The sequence below is a fragment of the Mesorhizobium sp. M1E.F.Ca.ET.045.02.1.1 genome (assembly GCF_003952485.1).
Classification (GTDB): Bacteria; Pseudomonadota; Alphaproteobacteria; order Rhizobiales; family Rhizobiaceae; genus Mesorhizobium.
Genome location: NZ_CP034447.1, coordinates 4,748,105 through 4,774,864, shown reverse-complemented (window position 1 = coordinate 4,774,864; position 26,760 = coordinate 4,748,105). Strand labels below are relative to the sequence as shown.

24 protein-coding genes and 2 tRNA genes are annotated in these 26,760 nt (G+C 60.0%); 5 read left to right on the top strand and 21 right to left on the bottom strand.

The features are described 5' to 3' along the window. Positions 1-152: 152 nt before the first annotated feature. The 3 genes from EJ070_RS22935 to EJ070_RS22925 all read right to left on the bottom strand — a co-directional run bounded on the left by EJ070_RS22935 (position 153) and on the right by EJ070_RS22925 (position 1,459). Entirely contained in the window at positions 153-827 is a 675-nt protein-coding gene (locus EJ070_RS22935; RefSeq protein ID WP_126093384.1) for a protein-L-isoaspartate O-methyltransferase, read from the bottom strand. Positions 828-953: 126 nt separating this feature from the next. Then, positions 954-1,027: transfer RNA gene (locus EJ070_RS22930), tRNA-Cys, on the bottom strand. Positions 1,028-1,198: 171 nt separating this feature from the next. After that, a complete protein-coding gene (locus tag EJ070_RS22925; RefSeq protein WP_126093383.1) occupies positions 1,199-1,459 on the bottom strand; it encodes a hypothetical protein in 261 nt (86 codons plus the stop codon). 217 nt (positions 1,460-1,676) lie between these two features. Here EJ070_RS22925 and EJ070_RS22920 point away from each other — a divergent pair. The 3 genes from EJ070_RS22920 (at position 1,677) to EJ070_RS37480 (ending at position 4,575) form a co-directional block, all read left to right on the top strand. Further along, positions 1,677-1,751 (top strand) — tRNA-Asn (locus tag EJ070_RS22920). Positions 1,752-2,709: 958 nt separating this feature from the next. After that, a complete protein-coding gene (locus EJ070_RS37180; protein ID WP_245464649.1) occupies positions 2,710-4,443 on the top strand; it encodes a hypothetical protein in 1,734 nt (577 codons plus the stop codon). A 6-nt stretch (positions 4,444-4,449) separates the two neighbouring features. Then, on the top strand, positions 4,450-4,575 hold the full coding sequence (locus tag EJ070_RS37480) for a hypothetical protein (protein ID WP_281059625.1): 126 nt from the start codon (positions 4,450-4,452) through the stop codon (positions 4,573-4,575). Positions 4,576-5,703: 1,128 nt separating this feature from the next. Here the strand turns inward: EJ070_RS37480 and EJ070_RS22905 are convergent. The 17 genes from EJ070_RS22905 to EJ070_RS22825 form a co-directional block, all read right to left on the bottom strand. Further along, positions 5,704-5,907 carry a hypothetical protein gene (locus EJ070_RS22905; RefSeq protein WP_126093382.1) on the bottom strand — a complete coding sequence of 68 codons (204 nt, stop codon included), beginning with the start codon at positions 5,905-5,907 and terminating at the stop codon, positions 5,704-5,706. Positions 5,908-6,478: 571 nt separating this feature from the next. Next, positions 6,479-6,706, bottom strand: a complete 228-nt coding sequence (locus EJ070_RS22900; protein WP_126093381.1) for a DUF768 domain-containing protein — start codon at positions 6,704-6,706, stop codon at positions 6,479-6,481. Continuing rightward, positions 6,703-6,885, bottom strand: a complete 183-nt coding sequence (locus EJ070_RS22895; RefSeq protein WP_126093380.1) for a hypothetical protein — start codon at positions 6,883-6,885, stop codon at positions 6,703-6,705. The genes EJ070_RS22900 and EJ070_RS22895 overlap by 4 nt, the downstream gene beginning before the upstream one ends. A gap of 520 nt (positions 6,886-7,405) precedes the next feature. After that, on the bottom strand, positions 7,406-8,311 hold the full coding sequence (locus tag EJ070_RS22890) for a GGDEF domain-containing response regulator (protein ID WP_126093379.1): 906 nt from the start codon (positions 8,309-8,311) through the stop codon (positions 7,406-7,408). A 6-nt stretch (positions 8,312-8,317) separates the two neighbouring features. Continuing rightward, a complete protein-coding gene (locus EJ070_RS22885) occupies positions 8,318-8,764 on the bottom strand; it encodes a response regulator (RefSeq protein ID WP_126093378.1) in 447 nt (148 codons plus the stop codon). Further along, complete coding sequence (locus tag EJ070_RS22880; protein ID WP_210211957.1) at positions 8,761-10,737, bottom strand: ATP-binding protein; 1,977 nt, start codon at positions 10,735-10,737, stop codon at positions 8,761-8,763. The genes EJ070_RS22885 and EJ070_RS22880 overlap by 4 nt, the downstream gene beginning before the upstream one ends. Beyond that, positions 10,734-11,657, bottom strand: a complete 924-nt coding sequence (locus EJ070_RS22875) for a porin PorA family protein (protein ID WP_126093377.1) — start codon at positions 11,655-11,657, stop codon at positions 10,734-10,736. The genes EJ070_RS22880 and EJ070_RS22875 overlap by 4 nt, the downstream gene beginning before the upstream one ends. 556 nt (positions 11,658-12,213) lie before the next feature. Then, positions 12,214-14,214 (bottom strand): glycosyltransferase, encoded by a 2,001-nt coding sequence (locus EJ070_RS22870; RefSeq protein WP_126095868.1) that lies wholly within the window; start codon positions 14,212-14,214, stop codon positions 12,214-12,216. After that, on the bottom strand, positions 14,196-15,425 hold the full coding sequence (locus EJ070_RS22865) for an HlyD family efflux transporter periplasmic adaptor subunit (protein ID WP_126093376.1): 1,230 nt from the start codon (positions 15,423-15,425) through the stop codon (positions 14,196-14,198). Before EJ070_RS22865 ends, EJ070_RS22870 begins: the two co-directional genes overlap by 19 nt. 409 nt (positions 15,426-15,834) lie before the next feature. Further along, positions 15,835-16,173 (bottom strand): hypothetical protein, encoded by a 339-nt coding sequence (locus EJ070_RS22860; protein WP_125005859.1) that lies wholly within the window; start codon positions 16,171-16,173, stop codon positions 15,835-15,837. A 17-nt stretch (positions 16,174-16,190) separates the two neighbouring features. Beyond that, positions 16,191-16,751 carry an ATP-binding protein gene (locus EJ070_RS22855; protein ID WP_189350008.1) on the bottom strand — a complete coding sequence of 187 codons (561 nt, stop codon included), beginning with the start codon at positions 16,749-16,751 and terminating at the stop codon, positions 16,191-16,193. Positions 16,752-16,753: 2 nt separating this feature from the next. Continuing rightward, complete coding sequence (locus EJ070_RS22850; protein ID WP_126093375.1) at positions 16,754-19,120, bottom strand: SpoIIE family protein phosphatase; 2,367 nt, start codon at positions 19,118-19,120, stop codon at positions 16,754-16,756. Then, entirely contained in the window at positions 19,117-20,295 is a 1,179-nt protein-coding gene (locus tag EJ070_RS22845) for a class I SAM-dependent methyltransferase (protein WP_126093374.1), read from the bottom strand. Before EJ070_RS22845 ends, EJ070_RS22850 begins: the two co-directional genes overlap by 4 nt. After that, positions 20,292-20,765 (bottom strand): ubiquinone biosynthesis methyltransferase UbiE, encoded by a 474-nt coding sequence (locus EJ070_RS22840; protein ID WP_245464648.1) that lies wholly within the window; start codon positions 20,763-20,765, stop codon positions 20,292-20,294. Before EJ070_RS22840 ends, EJ070_RS22845 begins: the two co-directional genes overlap by 4 nt. A 179-nt stretch (positions 20,766-20,944) precedes the next feature. After that, entirely contained in the window at positions 20,945-22,612 is a 1,668-nt protein-coding gene (locus EJ070_RS22835; protein ID WP_126095866.1) for an EAL domain-containing protein, read from the bottom strand. A 372-nt stretch (positions 22,613-22,984) separates the two neighbouring features. Beyond that, the gene (locus tag EJ070_RS22830) at positions 22,985-23,599 is read right to left on the bottom strand and encodes a DNA ligase (protein ID WP_126093372.1); all 615 of its coding nucleotides are present in this window, start codon (positions 23,597-23,599) and stop codon (positions 22,985-22,987) included. Positions 23,600-24,115: 516 nt separating this feature from the next. Then, a complete protein-coding gene (locus tag EJ070_RS22825) occupies positions 24,116-25,267 on the bottom strand; it encodes an AraC family transcriptional regulator (RefSeq protein WP_245464647.1) in 1,152 nt (383 codons plus the stop codon). Between the two features lie 205 nt (positions 25,268-25,472). Here EJ070_RS22825 and EJ070_RS22820 point away from each other — a divergent pair, with 205 nt between their 5' ends. Beyond that, positions 25,473-25,775 carry a hypothetical protein gene (locus tag EJ070_RS22820; protein WP_126093371.1) on the top strand — a complete coding sequence of 101 codons (303 nt, stop codon included), beginning with the start codon at positions 25,473-25,475 and terminating at the stop codon, positions 25,773-25,775. A gap of 26 nt (positions 25,776-25,801) precedes the next feature. On the opposite strand, the gene EJ070_RS22815 is transcribed toward EJ070_RS22820, so the two are convergent. Further along, the gene (locus EJ070_RS22815; RefSeq protein ID WP_126093370.1) at positions 25,802-26,263 is read right to left on the bottom strand and encodes a hypothetical protein; all 462 of its coding nucleotides are present in this window, start codon (positions 26,261-26,263) and stop codon (positions 25,802-25,804) included. A 15-nt stretch (positions 26,264-26,278) separates the two neighbouring features. Here EJ070_RS22815 and EJ070_RS22810 point away from each other — a divergent pair, with 15 nt between their 5' ends. After that, a complete protein-coding gene (locus tag EJ070_RS22810) occupies positions 26,279-26,710 on the top strand; it encodes a cupin domain-containing protein (RefSeq protein WP_126093369.1) in 432 nt (143 codons plus the stop codon). Positions 26,711-26,760: the final 50 nt, after the last annotated feature.

Below are 26,760 nucleotides of genomic sequence, written 5' to 3'. Positions count from 1 at the left end.
CGCCACGCAGCCTCTCCTTTCGGATCAGCCAGCGCCGCGTTGGTATCGTTCCCCCGCTGACTGCCCCCCGAAAATCCCCGGTCGAGCAAATCAGCAACGATTGTTCAAGCGCAAGCGATCATGACAGCGTCTTCGCCGCAAGGCAAAACCGCTTAAAATTCGAACGCATGGGCACGTTCGAAGCCCGGTAGTGGCTTAATTGCCGCATTAAATGCACGTCTTCCGGTTACAACCCCCCCTGCCTTGAAAAATAGGCGGGCCACGCCAGAGTTGCCCTGCCCCTCGACCACAACCAGGCGGCCGTTCTCGGCGAGTTGATCGAGCAATGCCGCAGGCACCTCCTCGACGCTGCCGTCAATGAAGATGACGTCATAGGGCGCCTTGGCGGCATGACCCTGCGGCAAAGGCCCGATCACCACCGTCACGTTCTGGCAATCCAGCGTCGAGAGCGTCGACTTCGCGGTTTCCGCCAGCGCTGCATCGCTTTCCAATGCAACCACCGATTTTGCGATTCGGGAAAGCAGGGCGGCCGAATAGCCGGTGCCGCAGCCGACATCGAGCACGCAATCGCCGTCGCCGATCTCGGCCAGTTGCAAAAGCTTTGCGAGCGGCGAAGGTTCCATCAGGTAGCGGGCGCCGCTGCCGTTGGCGCCTTCGGAAACACGGATGTCCTCGTCGATATAGGCGAGGTCGCGCTGGCCGTTACCGACAAAGGCTTCGCGCGGCACGGAAAGCATGGCTTCGATGAGCGGCGCGCTGGTCACGTCGGTGGTGCGGACCTGGCCATCGACCATCTTCACGCGGCGTTCGGAGAAATCAGCGTTCATGTTCCAACCAACCCGCTTTCCGCGTCAATCCGCTTCCCGCGCCCCATCCGATTCTCGGGCCAAGTTCGCGAGCCAATTCGACTGGAACCTGACGCTCCGGCGCGACGGCGCTGGAGCCCGGGCATTTGGAGGCCTCGCCCGGAATCGAACCGGGGTGCAAGGATTTGCAGTCCTCTGCGTAACCACTCCGCCACGAGGCCTTCCATGCTCCCGGCGTTCCGAGCGAACTCATTATGTTGACGGTGAAAGGTCGTCAAGCGCCGCAAGTTATTCCCGGCGCTTTCCCATGCGTCATCGGAGACAGTGGTTGCCAATCGCTTGCGGCCGATCTCGCGGTGCTTTCGGAACTTGCCGGTCCCTCTGGCGAGCACTCAGTCCGGCCGACGCCGGCGCTGCCACCAGACGACGAAGCGCCGCCTGTGGCGACGCACCATCGCGAATTCGTAGGACAGGACCAGCAAGCCCAGCGGAATCATCCAGAAACCGAGAACGGGCAGGAAGCCGAGGATGCCGCCGGCGATGAGCAGCACGCCGATCGCGATCCGCGACCCTCGCGAGCGCGGCATGGTGAATTCGCGGCCGAAGATCGTGATCTTCCGCGCCGGGGCGTTATCGTCGTCAGTTGCCGTCATTCAAACCAGATCCCATCCCGCGCAACCGAAGCCATCGCTACCAAAGCGACAACCCGACCGCTTTGTTCCGTGCCAGTGTGAAGCCGCTCATATGTGGGCATGCCGAAACGATGCCACAAATGGCCGCACAAAAAACTGGAGAAAAATTGCGAATTGCTGCTTTGCAAAGCCGAAAGGTGTTTGCTATAGGCTGCGCCACTCACGTCAGAGCCTCCGTTCCCCGGTAGCTCAGTGGTAGAGCAACCGGCTGTTAACCGGTTGGTCGCTGGTTCGAATCCGGCCCGGGGAGCCAATTGCCATTGATTTCATTACGTTTTTCGCGATAGTCGGGAACCTTCCCCGCTTTCTCTCCCTTGACGCTCGTGAAGAACTCCGCCGATTAGGCCGTTACCGCCCCAACTGGAATCGCCCGCCGCACTGTCTGCAGCCATATCGGTTCGCGTCATCGGATTTGTCCTCAAGGGCCTCGAGTGTCGATGGCTTGTTCCCTAAAATGTGACAGATCGGACACATGGCTAAGCCGTCTGCGACCGGGTGGTACTTGCGCAATCGCTCACTGACAAAACTGACGTGTCGGTGACGCTCAGCAGTCTGGGTCGCGATTTCTACTAGTCCACCATGTAGGGGCAACTCTGAGGCGTGCGCATGCATCTGGGGCTCCCGTTCTGACGGCTGCGAAGTCAGTTACCGTACCGCCGAATCACACCATAGGACGCACCCGCCGAAAAAAGTCTGCGCGAGTACACGAAAAAGCCCGACTCCCTTTCGAGAGACGGGCCTCGCACGGCTACCGGTATGGTTGACCACGGACGTCTGTGACCTAGCTTAGGGCTGACGATGGACCGTGCACACTCCGAAATGGCGGCATGGCGCGCACCGTGGGAGAACTCTCGGGACGTTGAGGACGGAGCGGTGCGAGCCGGCTTTTCGGAGTTCGGCGCGCTCTCGGCGGCCGACAACCAGCGGCCACGGCATCTTCAGGTTTCGTTTCAGGCGAAAATCATCTGCGCCGGCATGCCTGTTCGCGCAACCGGCGCCCCGCCATGCAACGACAAATTCGCACGGCACTGGAGGGCCCTGAAGCAGTGACGGCTTCGAGGGCAGGCAGAGGCTTTTAGCCAGCACCAACGCGAGGACCCACACACCGCCTCTCGAGCTTAAGATTACACCGAAGACCGCAAGGCACGGCGATGCCAGACCATCTTGCCGGAATTTACGCAGACAACACTGATCTCGCTCTCCTAGGGGGGTTGACGATCTTTGCCTTGATAGGCGTCTGTCTTGTGCTCCGGCGCATCCTTGTTGCGGTGCAACGGCATCATCTGAAACCAGATCCCTACCTGAGCGAAAGCAGGGTTGTTCCGCTCGAAGAGGCTTCCTGGGCTTGGGACCGCCCGGTCGACCTTGCAGCCGCGCCTGCATCTTCTCAGGCTGCCGTGCCCTCGACCCCGGTCCCGGATGTCCGACCTCAGGATCTCAACGATCGTCAATCCGGGGTGCGAAACGAGTATTTCGAAACAACATCCGAGGCTGGCGAAAGCTCATCCGGGGCCCTGCCCAATGCTTTTGCTCCGGCGACCGGCATCGCCATTGCCTCGCCTCCCCGCGTTCACAGCCCGACGAGTCTCGCGTTACGCTTGGGCGTCGCCGCAATCTGTCTGGCCGTGCCGCTTGGTTATGCAGTGACGAGACAAAGCTCTGTCGAAAGCGCCCCCGCTGTTTCGCAGGCTGATAGCCACCCCGATCTTTCACGTCCCGTCGAGCCTCCGGCGAGTGCTGCATTGGATATCAGTGGATCAACCCGCGGGCCCACGAGTGTCGAGTTGCCTAGCCTGGATCTGACGGCCGCCAAGCCACAGGTCGAGGCAGCTCTTGCTCAGGCGGCCGCTGCAAGGGAATTGGCCGGTCAGGAGCATCGGGCGATGGAAGAGGAGCGCGCCAGGAGTGCCTCTCTGCAGAGTGCGCTCCTGGAGTCGCGCAAGCAGATTGACGCGCTGAAGACAAGCATGGCAGCCGCCGGCGACGCCAGCGAGAAGCGTTTGCGCAACGAGCTCGCGGCAGCCCGCACACTCGACGCATTGCGGTGGATTACGCAAGACGCCCGCGCGCTGCTCGGCGAAACCCTGAACCATGTCGTTGTACAGATGCCCGCTGCCCGCCTTGAACGCCAGCGAACCGAACGGATGATGCGCGACCTGTCGCAAGCGCGGGCGCAAATTGAACAGCTTGGGGCCAAAGCTGCCGAGGATCGCGGCAAAGCCGAGGATTCGCTGGCGCAAGCGAGCGGCATGCTTGAGGAGGAGCGTCGCAAGTCGAAAGATCTTCGTGGCGACATCGCCGAAATGGAGCTGTCCAAGGCTGCGATCGCGGATACGGCCGAGCGGGAACGGACCGGCGCAGCCACAGCGCGAGAACGGGTCGAGCAGACCGCAAGCGAGACGGCGCAGGCGCTGGCACGGGAACACGCTTCAGCAGTCGCCGCCCGTGAGGACCTCAACAAAGTTCGCCTTGAGCGCGACGCGGCCGAACAGGAGCGAGCCAAGGCTATCTCAGCGAGAGAGCGTGCGGAGCAGGCCGCAGCCGAGACGGCGCAGGCTTTGGACCGGGAGCGCGCTTCAGCAGCCTCGACCCAAGAGGACCTTAACAAAGCTCGCCTCGAGCGCGACGCAGCCCGAGCACTTATGGGACAGGTCTCCGGGCTGAAGGAGGCTCTGGACAAGCAACGTGAAGCCACTGTTGCTCTGGCCCGCGACCTGGCCGCCGCGCGCGCCGACAATGACAAGCTCAGGGCTGAGCGCCGCAGCGCGCAGATTGAGCCGCCACTGAAGCCGCACTCTGGCCGCGCATCGGCCGGCACAGGCGAGATGAAGGCCGTCAGTCAGAAGACTGCGCGCAGCAAGGTTCGAAAGTCGTCGCGCGTGATCCGCGTGCGTTCTATCGCGCTTCCCTTTTCCCTCCGGCCAACACACTCGACGTTGGATTGAGCCCAAATGACTGGGAAGCTCGCGTTGAAGGCTCTGATCCTTGAGAGCGTCGGCGAGGCGTTCCGTGCTGTGCGCTATGTCAGCCCGATCACGCTGCCTTTCGCGTTCAATTCGCACCCGACTTGCGCCTGACGCGTCTCCCCACTGCCTTGATGTGCATAGTCGATGCTGACCTGAACGGGGGCCGAGATCGTATCTGGGCCCAACCGATTTAGGGGACCTGCGCTGCTGACGCGCACACTGGTTGCGCCAAACTGGGCGGCGGCCTGCTCGATTGCGTCATGGCAGGCCCGAACGACGTTATCCGGGACGCCCGGCAGCGCTTCGATTGGATAGACCGCTGGTGGAATAGCGATGTCTTCGGAAGGCTGCAGGGCGGGCGGCAGGTCGAGTGACTGTCCGCCGTCTGAAGACGGGGCGACCGTGGCGGCTTTGGCGGCCGTAGTTGGTGACACTGTCCCCATTGTAATGGTGCTGATCCCGTCTCCCTCCGACGGTGGGGCCGACGGTGGATCGCTGCTGGGGTCGCCGGGATCGCCGCCAGGTCCTTTGGGCGGGCCGCCGTTGTGGCCGTCGTCGTTTTGGCTGCCAGGGTCATGACCGCCGTCCTGACCGTGATGGCCGCCACCATCATGCCCTCCGCCATGCTGGCCGCCGGCTGCGGCTCCTGCGTAAGCTACCGCGACTGAGCAAGCGAATACGAAACATGCCAAGCTGGATCCTGGGGATTGGCGCACGGTAACCTCCAAAGGTGCGTCGGCCCGGCCATCCTTCCGCGGCATGCGGTCAGAACGGCGCAACCGCCGGTGTCCCCAGGCAAAACTCGCGACCTCGGCGCCCGCGGAACTAACTAGGGGATGAATCCGGTGTATCAAGGACGGGGGGCGTGGCGATGCCTGGCATCACCCATGGCTGAGGAAGGAGGCGGTTATCGTTGGGCCGCCTTGGTCCGACGGCTATCCTTATCCACGTACATCGCCCGTCCGCTGCTACCAAATCGTCGATTGCGGCAAAAAATCCGTCGCCAAATGCAAGAGGATTTCCGCTCCGATCTGCGAAGGGCGATAAAGCAATTTGGGCTCGAAGCCTCGCTACAACGCGGGGTCATGCGCTGCATTGTAGCGCTCGCTGTCATCTTGGCAGGATTTCTCGTCTGGATCGCCATCCGTCACTGACAGCCCGGCCACCCAAGCAGCCGGGCCAACTGTCACTTGTTGCCGGCTTATGTGACTAGCGTCTAGGCAGGGATGGTGCCACGTCCTACCACCCCAAGTGGATTATCTGGGAAAGATCGGCGATGTCGCCATAGATCATCGAACCTTTGACGAGAAAACACTTGCCATCCAGGACCTCGAAGAGCGGACTTGACGCCGTGCAAACCGGTGGAATCTTGCGGCCCCCGGCTTCGGCATAGCCGACGCTGATCGCGAGGATCGCGATAGTAATGAGAGTGGTCTTGCTCATATCTAACCGCTGAAGCCAACTGGCTCTTGGGCCGCAAAACCGGGTTGCCACCCCTTAAGTAGCATCGGGCAATGATGGCTTCATCATCGATTGGAATGACGAGGCAGTTGCATAACCATTGAGGCACGCGAACAAAAAGGCCCGGAAGCCCGAAGCCGCCGGGCCGCAAACGTTGGTCAACTTGGCAAACGTTTCCTTCGTTTGTATGGCGGAGACATTGGCAAGGGTTGATAATCTCCATTCAGCCGGAGCGATGCGAGCCCCGCCGGTCAGGTCCGGCGTGCGCTGGCCTACCCCGCCAGCCTTGCCGGGCCGCTAGCGCTTGGCAGCCGCCTGCCGGTGTCGCTCGAAGATTGCAATTTTCTGCCCGTAGGTAAGCCACATCTCGTTATGGCATCCGTCGCAGGTGAATGCCTTGACGCTCTTGATCCAGTAACCCTTCCTGACCATCGCCCGATTGCAGATTGGGCAATGAAGGATCATGTCTTAGTCGAACAGCGGCGATCTTCGTGAATAGGGTCGCCGCACCGGGAAGGATTATATTCCTCATCGCTTGCCGATTGCCAAGGGGTCAATCGGATTCTTCGATGTCTCTGGAGCCGTTAATCGCAGCCCGGATCGCCTCATAGGCACTGCCGATTTCCTCTTCAATCTCGTCCTCGGAAATACCTGCGGCCTTCGCATCGGTGAACAGCTTGGTCGTCAGCTCCGCTACAGAAATGATGTCCGCGCCTACGTTGCCGCGCATCACGTTGTCGGTGATCCACTTTCCAAAGAACTCTGCCCCGCGTTCGCTCATAATCGATGCCGCTCTTTGAGAATGTGGGCCTCCCGAAGCAGAGAACTCCAGTCAGTTCCAATCAACTTGATCAGCTCATGAGCCTGTTCTTGAGTGATACCCGCCTCTCTGACCAACCTATCCGCCAGCAGCAAAAGGACGCCTTCGCCTGTGCCTGCATTGCCGTTCTTGTTGCTCATGAAATCGACCTCTTAACCTATTCAACGATCAAGAGGGCGAGCCGTTCAGGTCACACGTAAGATTCCGCAGCATTAAGCCGGAGGTGACGACACCAGGCACATTGGGGGACACAGGTACCCGGCCTGTCGGGGAGTCGAGGGGTGACTAGGGCGTACAGGCCGGGCCCGTTACCCCGGTGTGGACGGGGCAGACATCCACTATGCACCGGCTTTCAACGCCCGGCACTGCTAATTTTTAGGATTATCTCGCCCAAAAGTGCGCAGCGGTTTTGGGAGAACGACATGCATCAAAACAAAGACTTAAAGCGCGTCGCCTGAATTCATTTCAGCGTGACGCGCTTTAATAAAAGCCCGTCGCCGGGACCATGTGGCGACGGGCTCTCGACCCAGAAGCGGACATGACCGCTGCCAGCCACAACCAGCAATGGCGAACGTCTGTTCCATGTACTTGCGAAAATATTAGCATCCGCTTGACGAAGCAGCCGGCCGCAGGGTCCGCCGTCCAGCCCTATTTCCTCGGCTATCGGCGGGCTGCCTTGGTCCGACGGCTATCTTTATCCACGTACATCGCCTCGTCCGCCTCAGCGATCAAATCGTCGATAGATTTCAACGTTTCCGTTGTTGGATTGTGGTGGGCGAAGCCCAAACTGAGGGCCAGCGCCGGCTCCCCCGCCGATTCGCTATTGTGATCTTCCACGGCGCTCGTGAGGCGGCGACGGAGAAGTTCGACGGCTGTCCCGTCGACGCCATCTGCCATCGCGATAAACTCGTCGCCACCGATTCTGGCGATCACATCGGACTCCCGGAAGACGGAACGCAAAACCTCCGCGGTCCTGATCAACGCCCGGTCACCCGCCTCATGGCCAAAATAATCGTTGATGTGCTTCATGCCGTCCAGATCGACGAAGGTCACCACCAACCCCGTTCTGGTCCTGGCGGCGCGCTTCACCACCTCTCTGGCGAGCACTGCGAAGCCACGGCGGTTGTGAAGGCCGGTAAGGTCGTCGACGAGCGACAAGTCCCTTATCTGCAGCACCATCCTATGGCGCTCCCGGGCATAGCGAATGGCGCGCACAATTTGCTGCCCGTCGATTTGCCCCTTGACGAGATAGTCCTGAGCGCCGTCGCGAACCGCTTGAATCGCCGATCCTTCGTCGTTGAGGCCGGTCAGCACGATGACCGGGACGTCGGGGGCTGTCGCCTGAAACCGCCGAAGCGTGTCCAAACCCGTGCTGTCGGGGAGAGACAAATCGAGCAATACGAGATCGAAGCTCTGGTCGGCGAACTGCTCGAGGCCATGGGCCAACCGATTCACTTCAGAGATCACGAAGCTCGTGCCACTGCCTTCCGCGAGCAGTTCCCGGATCAGCCGAGCATCACCGGGATTGTCTTCAACGAGGAGTATGTTTAACGGGCTTTCGCTCAACTCGCATTACTCCGGCGGTAGCTTCACAATCGAGAGCCAGAAGTTCTCGATGCCCCGTACCACGCGTACGAATTCATCCAGGTCGACGGGCTTGGTGATGTAACAGTTGGCATGCAGGTTGTAGCTGGTCAGGATATCTTTCTCGGCCTGCGAAGTGGTCAGCACCGCAACCGGGATACGCCGCAAGTTTTCGTCCGCCTTGATTTCGGCGAGAACCTGGCGGCCGTCCATTCGGGGCAGATTGAGATCAAGCAGGATCAGGTCAGGACGTGGCGCGTCGGCGTAGCGCCCTTCCCGCCGTAGCATTGACATGGCCTCGACTCCGTCTTGCGCGACGTTGAGTTCATTGCGCACCTTTGCGTCTCGCAACGCCTCGATCGTGAGCCGAGCGTCGCCTGGATTGTCTTCGACGAGGAGGATGTTGATGGCGCGTTCAGTCGAGTTGATGTTCATACCGTATCCATTTGAGGTGCCGAAGATGTTGGAGCCAACTTCCGTGCTTGGCTAGTGTCCTCTATATCCCGGCAGGGAAGCGTGAAGAAGAAGGTCGAGCCATGGTTGACCTCGGATTCGACCCAAATTCGGCCGCCGTGGCGTTCGACGACTTTCTTGCAAATGGCGAGACCGATGCCGTTCCCCGGATATTCGGCCCGTGTGTGCAAGCGCTTGAAAACGGCGAAAAGCTGCTCGATGTACTTGGCATCAATCCCGATACCATTGTCCGCGATCGAGAATAACCATTCCCCGCTGTCTCGCCGCGCCGCGATGTCAATTTCCGGGACGCGCTCGCCACGGAACTTGATGGCGTTGCCGATCAGGTTTTGGAACAGTTGGACCAACTGGAATCGATCGGCATCGATTTTCGGCAGTTCGGACTTTCGGATGATTGCGCCGCTCTCGATCAGCGCCGCCTTGAGGTTCGTCAAGGCGCGCTCGACCACAAGGTTGCAATCGATCGCCTCGAACGCGCTGCCCTGCGTGCTGACACGTGAGTAGACCAGCAGGTCGTTGATCAATGCCTGCATCCGCGCAGCGCCGTCCACGGCAAAATGGATGAACTCGTCGGCATCGGCATCCAACCGTCCCTTGTAACGTCTGCCAAGCAGTTGGGTATAACTTGCCACCATTCGCAGCGGCTCCTGCAAGTCATGCGAGGCGACATAGGCGAAGCGCTCCAGCTCGATGTTCGACCGGGCCAACTCGCTTGCCCTCAGGTCGAGCTCGCGTGTCTTTTCCGCGACACGCTGCTCCAGGGTGGCAGCATGCGCGTGCAGCTCGGATTCCCGGCTTTTGAGCGCGGTCGTCATTCGATTGAAGGCACGCGCCAAACGACCGAGCTCGTCGCTCGACGATTCAGGCAACACCACATCCCGCTCGCCAGCCTCGACTCGTCTGGCGCCCGCCTCGATGCGGCGGATGGGGTTGGTGATGGTTCGCGACAACAATCCCGACGCTGCCGATGCGACGAGCAAAAGCAGGCCACCAGCGATCGCGAGGCTCTGGCCGAGTTGATAAACAGGGGCGAATGCTTCGGCCTTGTCGAGTTTTGTGATGAGACACAAACCAAACTTCGGCATCCAGCGATAAACGGTGATCGCCGGAACGCCGCGGTAGTCATTGGAGAGATCCAGCCCATCATTGTGGTCAAGACAGAGCCGGGCCGCCACGCTTCGGTCCGAGGTAATGGTGCTCGCGTCGGCGTCGGTCAGCAGGCGCGGTCTGTTGACAAACTGCTTATGCGTGTCGATCAAGTATGCTTCGTCGGTCGCGCGGAGCCCCGCTCGTCGATCGACGGTACCAGCCAAACTCTCCGTTCCGAGACGGGCGACCAGAACGGCAACAAGTGCGCCGTTCCCGGCACGAAGCGGCGCGGACAAGAACGGCGACAACAGGGTGAGGTTCCTTGAACGGTCCGGCACCAGGTAGAGGCCGGCGCGGTTCTTGCCATTGGTGAAATAAGGCTCACCCGCGCCCTGGCGGCCGCGATCGGTAGGATCCGTTGCCGTCAGGACTCGGCCCGATTTCGGTTCCATCACGAAAAGTGCCACAAAGTCCTCGCCCCCTCCGGTGCGCGCTGCAAGATCTTCGCGGAAGTCAGCCCAATCGTCAGGCGTCGCATCCGCAGGAAGACCGGCAAGCTTGCTGAAGTCTTCGACAATGTGGGGCGATTCGCTGAGCCCTCGCAGCTCGCTCAGCTGCCCGTCAAGCCATGACCCGATCGCGGCCTGTTTTTCCAGTGCACGCGATTGGACCTCGGCAACTACGCTGCTCTCAAGCGCCGCCCTGCCCTGGTTGAACGCCAGCCATCCGGTCGCGCCGAGAAGAATTGCAGCGAAGAGCGCAAAAAGCAGGGTAAGCTTTTGTGAAATCCCAAGCCGCAAGAGCGGCAAGGGCTCTTGCGGATCTGCATGCGGTCGCATGCTCATTCCGCACTCGGTCGCGCGCGGCGGCGAAGCCGCAGCAAACCGATCCCCAACCAGGCGAGAGCCAGCGCTAGAAGGGCAGCGGGCAGCCAGATCTTCGCCGCCAATATGCGCCGTCGGACCGAAGTCGCCATGCCGAACAGGTCCGCCTTGGACTGCGCGGAATATCTAGCCTGCCAGACACTAAAGTCGCCTATCGACTTCCCCGTGGCTGGATCGACGAAAAAGCTGTGGCCATTATCCGTCATGTCGACGAGGGTACCTGAGACGGGCTCGACCCACAGAAAGCCTTCGCCGTCAGTCCCGACCCCGAAGCGCTCGGGTACGTCGGGAAGATAATCATAGGTCTTGGTCTCATCGAGGTCCGCAATCGTGAAGCGGTACACTGCGAGCGCCAGACCATCGACCACCTCATTGCGATCGAAAGCCAAGTGTCGTGGACCGCCATAATAGGGGTCCCAGACCTCATCAGCGACGTCTCTCAGCTGCGGCGGGAACATGAATTGCCCGCTGCGGCTAAGGTCGCCGTAACCCGCCACATTCCGGCGGGTCTTGCGATCGACGCCATAAAGGCCCGTGGTTTGATAGTTGACCTCACCGGTGTCGGTCGTCCAATCGATATGGCTCTGGACGATGGCAACGTCGCCGGTGGCGCTCAGCACTTGGTCGACACGACGGCCGTTCTGGTGGAACGCGGAGAAGGCCGCATCCGGCGTCTGCCGAAAGCGGCTGTCCGATTCGAGTATGACGCTACCGGTGTAGTCTGCCGGCAGCCTCTCCAAGACCGGTCCAAGGCTCAATCGAACAATCGCTGCGGCAGCGATCAAGAGCATTGGTGGCGCAAGGACCCACAGGAAACGCATCCAGCGCCGCGCCTGCGGCGCATTCACCATTGCCGATGCATGCGGAGCATCAGCTCCCATCGTTGCTCCCTTGGCTCGCCAGCGGCAATCGGGATCGCTCCTATGCAGACCAATATTCCATGCATACGTTCAGTCTATCTGCGAGCGGTCCTAAGTTAACTGCTTCCCACAGAGCTATCAAGATCAAGGATCTATTGCCCCTTGCGGATTCTCTTATCTTATCTGCAGAATAGCTAATATTTTGCTTACGATTTCGCCTCAAGCACCAGATGGTCCGGTGCAACGGGCCTTGGCAAGGTCGGGACATTGGCACGATCGGCGTCGGCACACCGGTACAACTGACTAGGGTTGTATCGCCTGCACGAGAAGCGGGAGGAAATCGTCCAGGCGACGATCAACGCACGCTACCTGAAGCGAAACCAGCCAACAGTCTCGCAGCTGGTCCGGGACGAGCTGACGTCGGAGAGCTGAAGCCGCCGCCGCATCGCCGAAACGATCATGGCCCTCCAGAAGCGTTAGCTCGGGAGCGACCTCTGACGCTGACGCGTGCGGTGCATGAGCTATGTCGGCTTTTCCCTCGGCCGTGGCCCTGAGCATGATTGCCAGAGAGATTTGGCTATGCGCGTTGATAGTCCGGCCCGAACGTCCGTGAGAACAGGCCGGCGGCCACGGTCCGCCGCCGAAGCTCCTCGATATCCTGCGAGTAGTCGCCGGTGTAGAGCTTAACGATCATCTGGTCGCGCGCCGCTCCAGTCAGATCGTAATGGAGATGGCCATATTTGAACGGGCTGGTATCCCGGCGTCTCCCCTGTGCGCGCCTGGTGACAACCCTGAGTTCCGCTTCGAAGGGCTCGACGCCGTGCAGCGCTACTTCGACGACCTTGCCGGTCTCGACGTCGGTTCCGATGGGGATTTCGACCACGGCTTTGCCGAGCGTGAGGCTGACAGCCCGCCCGGCGATGCCGCCAAACCGCGCCGGCTCGTCCGCACGGAGGCTCTCGGAGGCGGGATTCGTCTTCTCGAAACAGATCAGCGCCGCAATCGTGAGCACCACAAGGTTCACCAGTGCCCAATAGATTGCGACTGGCGAGAATTCCCCCGGAGGAATGCGCGCCCATTCCGGAATGATGTTGATCACAAGTCCGAGCGCAGTGGCCGCAATCAATATTGCCAGGCAGGCAAAGGTGTAGCCGTCGAATTTGTTGTCGACATTCGAGCTTCCCTTGGGTGTCACCCGAAACGGCCGCCCAAATGGCCGGATCAGGCTCGAAATCACCGTCGGCAGCATCCGGAAGGTGGAGAAGGCGCCGACAGCGCTCGAAACCACCGGCAGATAGCGCGTCGGCGTGATCCAGTGCATCAGCAGGAAATAGGCGACGAGAACAGGCAGCTGGTGGCTGACCAGATCGCCTGCTTCCGTGAAGAAGAGCGGAGGATACCCCGTCCAGAAATACATGGCAGGGACGATGAGGATCGCCAGGCGCACGAAATACTGCACGAGCCAGCTCACAGGCAGGAACATGATGCGCTGGAACAGGCTGAGACCCGGACCGCGAAGGGGTCCGTTGTGCACGAAAAGCGTCTGGATCCCGCCCTGGCACCAGCGTTGGCGCTGCACGAAATAGCCCTTCAGGTTTTCCGCGGCGAGCCCGATGGAAAGCCGCTCGTTGAGGTAGCGCGTCTTGTATCCCTTGTTCAGCATCGTCAGGGTCGTCAGCAGATCCTCGGTGATCGATTCCGTCGGAAAGCCGCCTATTGCCTCCAGTGCCGCGCGACGCGTGATCGAGCACGAACCACAGCAGAAGCTTATGTCCCAGGCATCCCTGCTGGCCGCCATCTCATCGAAAAAAAGGCGCTGTTCGTCAGGCCAGGACCGCTCCAGTCCGAGGTTGATCTGGACGGGATCCCTGTTGAAGAAATGCTGCGGCGTCTGCACGATGCCGATGCTGGGATCGGTGAAGAAAGGCAGTGTGCGTCGAAGAAAGTTCCGGTGTGCCACGAAATCCGCGTCGAACACTGCAACGAACTCGCCATCGCTCACCGTAAGGCCGTTGTTCATGTTGCCGGCCTTGGCGTGGGCATTATCCGGTCGGGTAACGTGGATTGCGCCCTTTTCTTCGCAGAACCGCCGAAGCCAATCCCGGCGCTGGTCGTCCAGGACGTATACTTTCAGCTTTTCCCCGGGATAGTGGAGGCCGAGCGCGCCAATGATGGTTCGCTCGAGCACGTCCAATGGTTCGTTGTAGGTCGGGATGAAGACGTCGACCGTCGGAAGCTCTTGCCGAGGCCGGCGGAAGAAATCGCTTGCGAGCGCATCCGCTTGGGCGCTGCGGTCGACATACCGGCTCATGATGATGAGGAAGAGCGTTATGTCGAAGAATGCGAGCAGTTCGATGCCATAGAGAAACCACACCCAATAGAAATCGAGGCCATCATCGGGATAGGGCAGCACGGTATCGGTGAGACGCCACCACAGATACCGGACAGCGACCGCGAAAACGATTGCGCAGGTGACGGTGCGCGCCCAGGTCTGGTACCGCGACCAGCCTTGGACGAAGATGAGGAAGAATGCCGCGACCAGAAAGGTCGGCGCCAGCGCTACCAGATACTGAACCATAGCCTCGTCAGCCACTGGGCCATCGTGAAGCTGCGCGTGTGGAAGCGGACCTGGACCGACCGCCCGACATGGCAGAAATTGCTGTAGTCGGTGTTGAGAGACGAGTTTGCGAGCGCCACCCTGATCCGGGCGTTGCGCCCTCTGCCGCTTGGAGGCATCGCCGCGAGTGTCGGCTCCTCTACCACCGCCGAATTGCCACGAACCGAAGTGACCTCACCGTCAATGACATTATCAGTCCCGAGGATGCGGACGTCCGCGGCTCGGCGCGGATAGATCTGGTCGAAATCGACCTCGGGAACCAGAATATCCACGAAAAGGTCGCGGCAATCGAGCACGCGCAGCAGTTCGTTTCCGGCGACGACGTTGGCTCCCGCAACGACGTTGTTACGCCAGATTACGCCGTTGAAGGGCATTGTCATGACCGCGCGTTCAAGGCTGTCGACCCGTCGCGCCTCCTCTGCCAGCTGCTTGGAAATCTCGCCCTGACGGGTGCGGCTTTCTGCGGCACGCGCATCGAGATCGGCGATCTGGATCGCCAACTCGTCCTGCCGCTGGTGCGAGTAAGGAACGTCGTTTTGCCCGTCCTCGAGAAAAACGCCTTGCCGCATCGCCTCCAGCTGCCGCTCCAGCCGTTTCAGGGTCAGGTGTTCGACTTCGACCTCCGCCGAGGCCGCGATCTCTGTCGCTTGCGCCTCGTCGACACTGCTCTGCGAAACGACGCCCCTCGCTATCAGCGCGGAATTGCGCTGGAGTTCCGCCGCACTCGCCGATCGCCGGGCCGCCAGCATCGTGATGCGTTGACGTGAAATCGCAATCTGCTGTTCGATGCTGTTGATCATCGCCTTGCTATAGGCATCGAAGCGTCGGCCCAATCTGGCACGCAGCGCCTCCAACTCGCTGCGCTGATTTTCGAGCGCCTGCACCCTGTTCCGCGTGGTCTCAAGTTCCGCGGCCAGCGATGTTTCGACGGCGCGATTCACCCGCTCGTTCCGGATCGTCAGCAGTACTGCATTTTCTGGCAGGTGCGTGCCGGTTTTCGGCGGCGTCTGCAGCACGGTGCCCTCGATCGGGGCCGAGATCTCGGCGAAACGCGCATTGATGGTGCCGTCGAGGCTGGTATATCCCGTGAGTCCAGGCAAGAGAGCAAGAACTGCGGCAACCAGCAGCAGGAACCCTACTGCAACTCGGACAAAGCGTTTGTTCCAAAACATGGGCGCCCACAAAACGATCTAACAGTCGTCATTGGTGACGGCACCCCTCGCCCGATCGCTACCTTAGCGCGCAACCGTTAACAATAACACTCCCGTTCAATGAGGGATTGGCGACAGAGGGAGGCTTGGCCTACGCAGACACGCCCTTGCGAACAGGGTTCGCGGACGGTCGGTGGCCTATCGGCGAGCTTGCGCGAAAAGGCGGCAGCTGCCGCCCCGCTGTGGGCCTTCTGGTGCTCGGGGCGATCATTCCGGATCTCGATCAGGTCGTTGCGGTGAACAGGAGACCCCCTGCGCCCTTAGGTCCGATCCTGCGGCACTGCTCGCCGGGGTAGCTATCGCCGAGCGTTCTTGCCAGCGGGTCTTCGTACTGAGCCCCGGTGAAGAGGTTGACTGACGGACAACTCGGTTAGTCCATCAAAAGCACCAAGGCGGGATGCAGCTTCTTCAGATTCGGCAATGATTTCGATTGCCAAGGGATGTCGGGCGTTCCACGCACGACGAGTCGAACATCGGGATGCTTGCGCACCTCGATGGTAAATTTCGCCAGCAGGTTGATACCGGACGAGTTGAGAAAGTGAAGGTCCTTCAAATTGAGCGTGATGGAAGCGGGATTTGAGGCAAGAACACTGGTCGCCAAAGCCGTGATCGGCGCACCGGCCTCGGAACTGGCAAGCCGCATTGCACCGTCGAAAAATATATCGCTTCCCTCAGTCCACACGCGGTAGTCGTCCGTCTTGATTTCCATAATCTGGCTTCGTTTCATTAGTTGTGAGTTTGCGAGATCGGTATGGAGGCATAAGTCTCCAGGCAGATCCGATCGTTTTCGTCGGCGGAGCTGAATATCCAGGCCAGGCGCGCGCCATAGTCGCTCATCAACGTCAGCAATCCGAGCCCGGAGCGCCCCGCGTCGGGGTTCGCGGCATTCGCTTCAATTCGCTGTATCAGCAGATCCTTGGGGTCGCCAACCGTGATGTCCGCCAGCAGGCTTTGGAACTCGGACGCGTTTTCCCCATCGACGTCATTCGACACCTTGAGCTTGAAGCTCTCCGAATCCATCGACGCCTCGATCACGATCTCGCCCGGTGCGCGAAACTTGACGGCATTTTCGATGAGTTCGTTGGTCAGATATCCGATGCTGTGCCGCACCTCCATGTAGTCATTGCGGGACGACTGGAAGCGCAATGCGAAAAGATCGGCGATGAAGTCCGAGGTCGTAGCACAATGACGCCAACTCAAGTCGAGAGGCCCGTCGAACAGCCGCACACGACTGACGCTCTCCTTCATCCCGATTGCAATGTCAGGGGTACCGAACAGCGCTGTCATTTCTATGTGTGCCTTATGATCACGAGTGTGATGTCGTCGTGGATCTTCTGGATTCCGATATGGGTCATCAGATCCTCGACGATTCCGGTCTTGATTTCCTCGGCGCTCCTGCCGTGACGCTTTTGCACGCTCTTGCAGAGCCGATCGAACCCGAACAGTCTTCTGTCTTCGTCCTCCGCCTCGGTCACTCCGTCGGTGTGCAACACGATCACGTCGCCGCTCCCGAACACGATGTCACGCGTGTCGATAAACTGCGAGATGTCATTCTCCAGGCCAACCGGCAGCCCCAGGTCAAGCGTATCGATGCGTTCGACGTCCCCATCCGCGCGCACGACGAGAACGTCCTCGTGCTGGCCGGAAAGCGTCACCCGTCCATCCTCAAAGTCAAGAAAGGCCAGCGAAAGATGCTTGTTGGTGTTCGTCCGCTCGATGTTCTTGAAGATCGCGCTGTTCAGCCGAACCAGAAACTGGTGCGGATCCCCTTCGTTGGCCTCCTGCAAGGCGCGTGCAACGGATTGGACCATCAGCATCAGCACGCCGCTCTCGAGACCATGACCGGTCACGTCGCCGATGCCGATCTTGACCCGTGATCCGTTCTGCAGGACGTCGTAGTAGTCCCCGCCGACCTCGTCGGCCGGCCGCATGTAGGCCGCGATCTCCAGCCCCGGAATCGCTTCGAGTTCGAATGGTTTCGGCAGGACCATCATCTGGATCTGCCTGGCAACCGCGAGCTCTGCGCCGAGGCGGACGTTCTCGTCCCGCAGCTTTTCGTTGAGTGCGGAAATCTCCTGATTTGCGTCGCCGAGCTCCCTGGTCCGTTCGTCGACGAGTTGCTCGAGGTTTTCCGTGTGAAAGCTGATCTGCTCAGCCATGCGGTTGAAGGCGATCCCTGCCGCTCCAACCTCGTCGCGTGTTGGAATGCTCACGCGCACTGAATAGTCTTTGGACTGGAGCCTCTGCGCGGCACTGGCGAGCGCCCTGAGGCCCGCGGTGATGCGCTTCGAGATTCCGAGCACCGCCGCAAAGACGATCAGAAGCGAAACGACGATCGCGGCGATCTGAAAGAGCAGGATACGGTTGGTTGCGCGCGAAATACTCTGCTGCGCGGTGAACAGGGACGCATAGATCTCCCGTTCGGGAACGACGATCCCGACCGACATCGTCTCGGACTTGACAGGCCCCGAACTCCACAGATTGATCGGCTTCAACCTCTTGAGGACGACGATATAGGGTACCCGCTCGCCGTTGTTGTCGAGCATGATGTGCTGGATGACCCCGTCATTGTTCTGGTCGAGCGGCAGCGATGCGATAGCCGGCTGCGTGCTTGCCCGCAGCGACCTCTCCAGGCCGGTGACGCCCTGCGTGCCCGCATCGCTCGACGACGTCAGGCCGATGATCGCCTGGCTCGACGGATTGATCGCCACCACGTTGCCAGTCGACATCGTGAGGAAGCCGAACCCGGTTTCGGCGATCTTCACGCGCTCGACGACTTCCGCGAGCTGGTCGAGCGTGATATCTGCACCCGCTACGCCGGCGATACCGGTATGATCGCGCGTCCACAGCGGGTGGAAAAAGCTGACGATCAGCTTTCCGGTGATGGCATCGGTGTAGGGCGCCGTCTGGGTAATATCGTCGGGGACCGGACGCGAGGCCGGGTCTCTCGCCCACTGCTGCCATGAGCCATAGATTCCCGGAAAGAAGAACTCCCAGAACTCCGCCTTGTTGTGACCTGGATAGAGTCGGTCGAAGGTCTGTGCCTGGTTCGTATACGGCACCGTCCTGAAGATCGGCCGTTCTTTTGGACCAATATAGTACATCTGCAGTTTGGACGATCCGCTGGCCATGAGAGTCGGCGCGACGAGATCGATCACGGTACTGTCTTCTATTTCCTGCTGAACGCCCGGCAGCGGACTGTGGTCGGCGCCCAGCAGGTAGCCCCAGACGCTTACCACGGAAGGCGCGCCCGGCAGATTCTGCGCCCAATCGCCCTGCGCGTCGTAGACGATCTTGACGGAGCCGGGCGCTTCACGCGCCAGCGTCGCTCCGACCTGTTGCTGCCTCTTCGGATCGTCGATCTGGGCCTGCAGCACGCCGGCCAGCGCCTTGACGTCCCCATGAACCCGATCGAGCAGCAGGTCGACACTCAATGCCGTCGACTCGGCATAGGAACGAATGTATTCCTGGTTTGCGGTCGTCAGGCCCTCGCCGACTTCCGATGTGGCATCGTGCGACAGCTTTTGAACGTTCCAAAGCGCCAGACCACCGCTCATCAGGAGATCGAACAGCACCGCGCCGCCAACGACCAATACGAATTTCGCCCGAAAGGAGCGCAGGCCGAAGCGCGGTGTATGCCCGCTGTCGGCTTTCATTGCGGTCGTCGCCCCGAAGCGACCCAAATCGGCCAACCCGCGTAACCCTTAGGGTGGAGCGCAGCGAATATATGGTCCTGGAAGCCCTGCCGGAACCGCGCAACGAATTCCGGTCCGTCGCCGCGCCTGGTCGCCATCTCGCCCGCATAGACATCCGCCCAGGCTGCAATGACATCCGCGAAGTCCTGCGGATCGCCGTCCAGGTTAGTGACCATGAAGGTCTCGACACGTATGTCTTCGAATCCGGCTTCGATCAGGTATCGCCGACTCTTGGGCCCAAGCTCGACATCCATCTCGAAATGCGCGAACAGCTTCGCCACCTCGTTGTATGTCCAACGAATGCTTTCGGCGCGCGGCTCGCCGAGGCAATGCGAATTCTTCTCGTTGGTGATGTAGACCCGTCCGCCCGGTCTGCATATGCGGTAGAGTTCCTTGAGGATGAGTTCAGGTCGATTGAAGATTTGAAGGGAATGCCGGCAGGTCACCAAGTCGAACTGCGCTTCGTCGAGCAGCATCTCCGATGCATCGCCATAGGTATATTCGATGCCCCGGAGATCGAACTCCCGCATCACGCGTCGGGCATAGGCGAGGCTTGATATGGAGTGGTCTAGGGCGACGATCCGAGATGGCTGGAACTCCTTCTGCACGAGCACGGCGAAATCGCCGATCCCACAGCAGATGTCGGCCATAACGATCCCAGGCCTCATGCCATGTCGCGGCAAGATTGCGCGCTCATGGCGCCAGGTCATCTTTGTCTGGGTGCGGAGGATTGGAACGAACCCGCCTTCCTCTAGGAAGCCCTGTCCCGGATAGAATGCACTGTCATACTCCTCGACGGTGATGTTCGGTTCGATCCTACTCAAGCGACCGAATTTTCGTGATGTCCATCCGACGACGCTTGACGTGATGACGACGAATCTCAGATCGGGTCGAGCGCGGCAGGCGTCGATGATGATCCTCGAAAAGGCGTGAAACGCCGCGTTGTTCATCTGCGTCAGGCGTCTGACATTGACGTAGAGGACGCCGCGCACACGGTCGATCGCATCGCGGAGCAAGGCTATGCTGGGCCCAAGCTCATCGATCGCCTGGGGCCGGACTACCCCCGATATGGCGAACTCCTGATTGTTCGCGTCGTAGCGCGCCTTGAAACGCGGGAGGAGGTCGTAGGGGCTCACCTCTGTTGGCCCTCAAGCAGAAGATCCACGACAAGCTTGATCGCGTCGCCGTCGGCTTCCTCGACCCTGAGTGTCGCGCCGTAGTCGACAGCCAGTTCCAGGAGTACGACCTCCCGGCTGGGCGCGAGATCCCCAGATACCGAGTTAAGGTATCGCTCCCTGGCTTCGGATCCTGCGACTTGCGCCACGGCCTCTTCGTAGAATTGGCGCTCCTCCGGCACGCAAGGAAATGTCAGCTCAATCCTATCCGTCGCGCCATGGCGAGACACCCTGCATGCCAGTTCGCCGTCGGCATGGCGCGTGCGAAAGACGACTTCCAGTAATTCGTTGAAGGCAGAGGAAAAGAGATTTGAGTGCCGTACCGAATCCGACCTGGTTTGACTGATCATGCGGGCCATGTAGGTCGAGACATAATCGCAATGCCTCCAAGCGGAGACAAAAGCCTTCATTTCCATGTCGATCTGGATCATGGGCTCAAAAGTCGGCTCGCCAGCCAGATCATGATGAACAGATCTCATCGGCAACCTCGCTTGTTCCATCAGAATTTGTGCCCCGGCGGGCGATGGCCTCCGAGACGATCGACCGTGATGCGCAAGTCACGGACTAACTCGAAGAATTGCGTAGTACCTGCCTCGATCGTTTCCTCTCTTCACATAGGGCGCAAGGCGCTAGCCCGCCCCGTTTGTTCCTCCATTGCTCGTCCCACCCTCCGCGGGACCCGATTGATGAAATCGCCAATTGCCTCGATTCCGAGCGGCTGTCCCAGGAAATTTCCCTGCAGGCAATCGCAGTTTTCCTTGATCAGCCACCGTGCCTGCGCCGACGTCTCGACGCCCTCGGCAGTGACGCTCATTCCCAGGCCGTGCGCCAGATTTATGATCGATCGCACGATCGTTTGGCCTTTGGAATCAGTCTCTAGGTCAGTAATAAAGTACTGGTCTATCTTCAACGTATCGAAGGGGAAATTCTTCAGGTAGCTTAAAGATGAATAATGCGTTCCAAAATCGTCCAGCGAAATGCGTATTCCCAAGACATTGAGAGTATTTAGTGTATCGATATTGTCGATCGTCTTCTCGAGAAGAACCGTCTCGGTTATCTCAAGTTCAAGTCGTTCGGCCCGGATTCCAACTTCATCGATGATCTCAGCGACCGTGTCCGTCAGCGAACCGCTAAGGAACTGAGCCGGCGACAGGTTGACCGCGACTGTCAGCGAGGAAGGCCACGTCAATGCCTGGCGACAGGCTTCATCGAGCACCCATCGTCCAATCTCGTCCATCAGACCGTCGGCTTCGGCGATCGGTATGAACACGCTGGGAGGAATGATTCCGATCTCGGGGTGCCGCCACCGCAATAAAGCTTCGAAACCGACCACCGACGAAGGAGGCCGAATGAGCGGCTGATATTCCAGATAGAGCTCTCCGCGCTTCAGCGCGGTTCGAAGACTACGCCTCAGATTCTCGCGTTGCTCGAGCAAGAGCAGCATCGCACGGTTGAAGATTCGAGCGCAGCCGCGTCCATCCGTCTTGGCTGCATAAAGGGCAATGTCGGCGGCTTTCATCAGCTGCTCGCCATCGGTCCCGTGCTCCGGCGCGAACGCAATTCCGATACTGGAGCCAACGAACACGGGGATGTCGTTGATGACGAACGGCTCCTTGAACGCATCGACGAGCGATCCGGCAAGGCGCTCCGCTTCCGCGGGCTGCTCCTTTGCCAATTGGATGACGGCGAACTCATCGCCGGCATAGCGGTACGCGGATTCGCCCTCCTGCAGCGCGTCGCGGATTCGGCCTGCCGCGAGTTGAAGAAGCGTGTCGCCCGCGCCATGGCCGAGCGTGTCGTTGACCGCTTTGAAATCGTCAAGGTCGATTTGCAGCAGCGCGGCTTTCGGCTTTGGTCCGCCGACGGCAGCCAGTGCCTGCTGCAGCCGCTCGCCGAACCGCCGCCGATTCTGCAGGCCGGTCAGCACGTCGTGCGTCGCCTGGTGGAGCAGAACTACATGCTCCTGTTCCTCCGCTGCGCTCCGCCCGCCCTGCCCTCTCGATTCGATGATTCCTACACCTTTTGCAGTGCCGAAGACGAAAACGGACCGGGGTGCCTCGCCCGATGATCGCGGCAAGTCGATGCTTGTCGGAGAGCCGCCCTGGAACACCCGGAGAAATTCGTCGCGACACCTCGCATCGAGGAAGCTCGGGTAGACCTCCCAAATGGCGGCGCCCGGCGTCACCACACCGCCGTACACGCCTTTGAGTCTGGTTGCGTAGTGCGTCAGGCGGAAGTCGCGGTCATAGAACGACACGAGATCGGCTGTGTTCGACAAGAGGTGAGCGAGAAGCGCTTCGTCAGTACTTGGAGCGCTGGAGGAAGGCCCCTCACTCTCCGTGCCGGCGCCGGATGCCTTTGGATGCAAGTGCCACCTCCATAGGCCTCGCCAATATGTCTCCCTCAGTCAAAAAATAGCATAACTGTCAAGCTTGGCAAACTTTCAACTCGCATGCTTAACAAGCGCGGTGTGCGGCGTAGTCGCGATGCGTGCTCAGCTGCGACTGACGGCCGTTTATCGACACGATGAACATTAATTAAACTTTACTAAATTAGCAATTCGCAGATAATTGGCGCAGCGCCAGACGTGAGTCGAAATATTGCGGCCCACGGGGAGCGCAGCGGCGCTCGCTGCCCGCGCGGGACTACCCTAGCAATTCGAAATCGGCTTTCTCGAATATTCGGTCTCCAGCCATGTTTTAGACGGTCCGCTCTCGTAGCGGCTGTCGGCGCGTTTCGAAATGACGCCATTGAGCCCGATTTTCGCGATGGCGCGAAAGAGCGCCAGCGCGTCGCCCTCAAAATGCTCACAGTATTGGATCTTGCCGGCGCCAGGCTGAACCAATTGCCGCAGCGCCCGCTTGCGCTGCAGCAAGGGCAAGGAGGCAAGATTGCGACCGTCGAGATGGAGGATGTCGAATGCGACGAACACCAGCCGGTTCGGCTCGTTCCAGATCGCGGCTTCCAGCCCAGGGGAATCGGGCGCACCCCGCACGCCTGACACAATCACCTCGCCGTCGAGGATGGCGGCCCGGCATGGCAGTTCGACCGCCAGCGCGATGGGCCAGTATTTTGTCGTCCAGTCACGGCCGTTCTTGTTGTAGAGACGCACGCCGCCCGTATCGATGATGATCTGCGTCCGGTAGCCGTCGAGTTCGGCCTCGTGAACCCACCCCTCATCTTGGGGCGGCCGCTCGACAAGAGTTGGCATCTGCGGCGGAATGAATTCCAGCCGGTCGCCGTCCACCTTGTCACGCTTACCCAACTACGCCACCATCTTTGACGGATAGCGGTGGCGCGAGCGGCACAGGCGATCCGATGTCCCCCAACTCGGACACCTGCCGCCTGTGCCGAGCCCCCCACTAAGCCATCGGGCCCCCACTAAGCCATTCTGCGACGGAATGAACGCCAGCCGGCCGCCCCGGCACGCTAACCTCGATTACGCCACCATCTTTGACGGACAGCGGTGGCGCGATCGGCACAGGCGGTGCGATATTCCCCCCAACTTGGAAACCTGCCGCCTGTGCCGAGCCCCCGCTAAGTCATCGCAAACATCTACGAATGAGGTCGCATTGTCGTTAGCTGCCCATCCAAATACTTATCCCGGCGTACATATCTCGATATCGGCGCGGCATCTCTCCCAGGGCTTGTGCTATTTGGGGTGCCGTCAGCCCACGCAGTCGCCGTGCCCAGTTACGGGATTGCCACCCGGCACGCAGCAGAACTCCGGGCCGCATTCTGATGAAAACGTCGCCGATCTCGACCGACGCCGACGGCCTGCTCAGCGTCCAAGCGCCTTGAGCCAATCCTCAAAGGAGGAGGCCTTCTCGTGCTCGCCAGGCGAAACAGAGTGAGCCGGGTGCGGCAATACCATGGTCCTGCGGCCTTCCCGGGGGCTGTAACCGAATTCCTTGCTGAACGCCCGGCTGAAGTTTGCCGCCGAACTGAACCCGAAGGCTTCCGCAATTTCAACAATGCGCCGGCTGTCCGCCGGATCGCTAAGCGCAAGATGGGCCGCCAAAAGTCGGCGACTTTGAATGTAATGGAGAACACCACCACTCGGTTCGAACAACTGATAGAGGCGAGATCGCGAGACGCCGAGCGCCCGGCACATCGAATCCGGTGTCAGACGAGCCGCATCCAGATTGTTTTGGACGTATCGACGCGCTCGCTCCATCAGCGCGACGCTCGCCAGTTGTTCGGCCGCCGCGGCATGTTCGGCCGGAGGCGCGAGGCAGGCAATGATCATGCTGCGTGTTGCGTGTACGATGCGGGGCAGATCTTCCGATGTGAGATTGCGCAGTCTTGTTACGATGCTGTTGATGTAGTCGATCAGAAGGTTAGCAAAGTTGCCCGACAGAATTGAATTGTTGTTTACGTCGAGGGTCCCCGCCGCATCGGCGAACAAATCACGCGGCAAATAGAGAAAGACACTTTCGGATTCCGTTGTCCTTCCGCGAAACGGGTAGCCAAGCGATCTGATCTCCAACTGGCCCGGCTGACCCTCCGCGACGCGGCGATCGACCTCCGTCCATGACCGGCCAGTATGTGGCAAGACGACATACCAGTGGTCGATCGAGCTGGACCGAAGCTTCGCGGCGGAACGCATATAGCTGTGCGCCGGCGCGCGCTGCTCAACGATCAGCATGCCACCAAGATTCCAAGCCGTGTGGTCGGCAGGAAAGCCGTCGTCCCGCGATTTGTTATCCGGCAACTTGACCTCGACAAGCGGCGCCACATGCGCTTGCCAAGCGGTGAATTGATCCTCTGGTGCCAGTTTGAGCGTTGAGAAGGACAACGGCTCCAGCACCGGCGCGAGTGGTGGGGCGGCCTCAGGTTGAACGTCGCGTGGCCAACGGCGTCGCTCACGCTCCGGCGCTTGCCCAGCATGCGCTTCGTCTTGCCTCTTAGCGTCTATCGCGCGTGGTGCCATATCCGATTCCGGTATGCCCATGCCCTCGCAATCATGTGGTGTATCCCGGGTATCTGGCAAGCCTGTCGACCGCATCGGCGATCACGCTGGATTACAGCAAGAAATGCATCCGGAGATAAGTTTCTGGATGCGAAGATAACGACACTCTTCAAACTGGTGCGTATAGATTCCAGCATCGTGAAAGCGATGTTGAGGAGACCACGAAATGAACGAAAAGCTCAAAGGAGAAGCTCGCCGCAAGATAATTCTTGATGGATACGTTAACAACGAGCCATTGAAAGATATTGCAGCGAAGCTCGGATGCTCGCTGGCGAGCTTGAAAGTCAGCGCCAGCAAGCTCGGTTGCACCAGAACACCAAAAGAGGCGGCGGACTTTCGCCGCGGCTTTTGCATACCGGAAAACAAGCGGCAAGATTATTATCAACTGATGACCTCCGGACAATATAGATCCCGCGAGTGTGCGCAGATTTTGGGGTTATTGACAACGCAATCACGAGGCGCAGAGTAATCTTTGCCCCGCTACTATGAGCGTTATTATCGCTTAGGCCACAGCAAAGGCCCGCCGCAAAGTACGAACGGCGGGCCCTGAAAGGCACTCAAATGCTGCGTCGGCGTTTCAATCGCACCTGTCTTAGCCCTCTCGATCTGGATGTTTGCGAACGCGTGTTCAATCAGGTCTGCGCGGATGAAGAGCTCGATCCTTTGGGCCTGGGCGCTGAAATTCTGGCGGTGATGGTTGTGGCCATTTTTCGAAACGCTCACACCAACGAGCGCGAACTGCTGGAGGCGGTCAGATCTCACCGGCAAAAAATCACGGAAATCGGCCGCTAGTACGCGCCGCTCAAAAATGCTCGTCGGCGCAGATCTGAAGGGGATCGGCAGCTCATAATTCGCCGTTTCGTTCAGCCCGGGGAGCCAAGTTTTCCAAAGCCCATGCCAGGTTTCCAACGTGCCGTCCTTGCGCACGGATGGCTCCTGCGCGATCTTGCCGACCATTTTCGGGAGGAAATCGTGCGAAACACTCTGGCATCGGCGCTGCTGTTGACGGCCGCCCTTTACGCGACTGGCGCCAACGCCCTGGACAGCAGCGGAACACCGGTTGTCGTAACCCCGCTTGCGTCCAAGACGACCACGGCCTCCGGCCAGCCGATCACGCTGCCGCAGAAGAATGTCGAGGTTCAGGTTTCGGCCTATCAGATCGCGCCGGGCGCGACCTTGCCGGTGCACAAGCACCCCTTCCCGCGCTACGCCTATGTCGAGGCCGGAACGCTTAAGGTCACCAATGTCGAGACCGGCGCCAGCAACACCTACAAAACCGGCGACTTCATCGTCGAGATGATCGGCCAATGGCACCAGGCCACCAATATCGGCGCCGACCCGGTCAAGCTCCTGGTGATCGACCAGGTCGAACAAGGCGCCAAGAACACGATCTTGCAGAACTGACCGAACGCATTGACGCGGACTGGTACCGCTGGCGGTAGTTGCTCATTGCA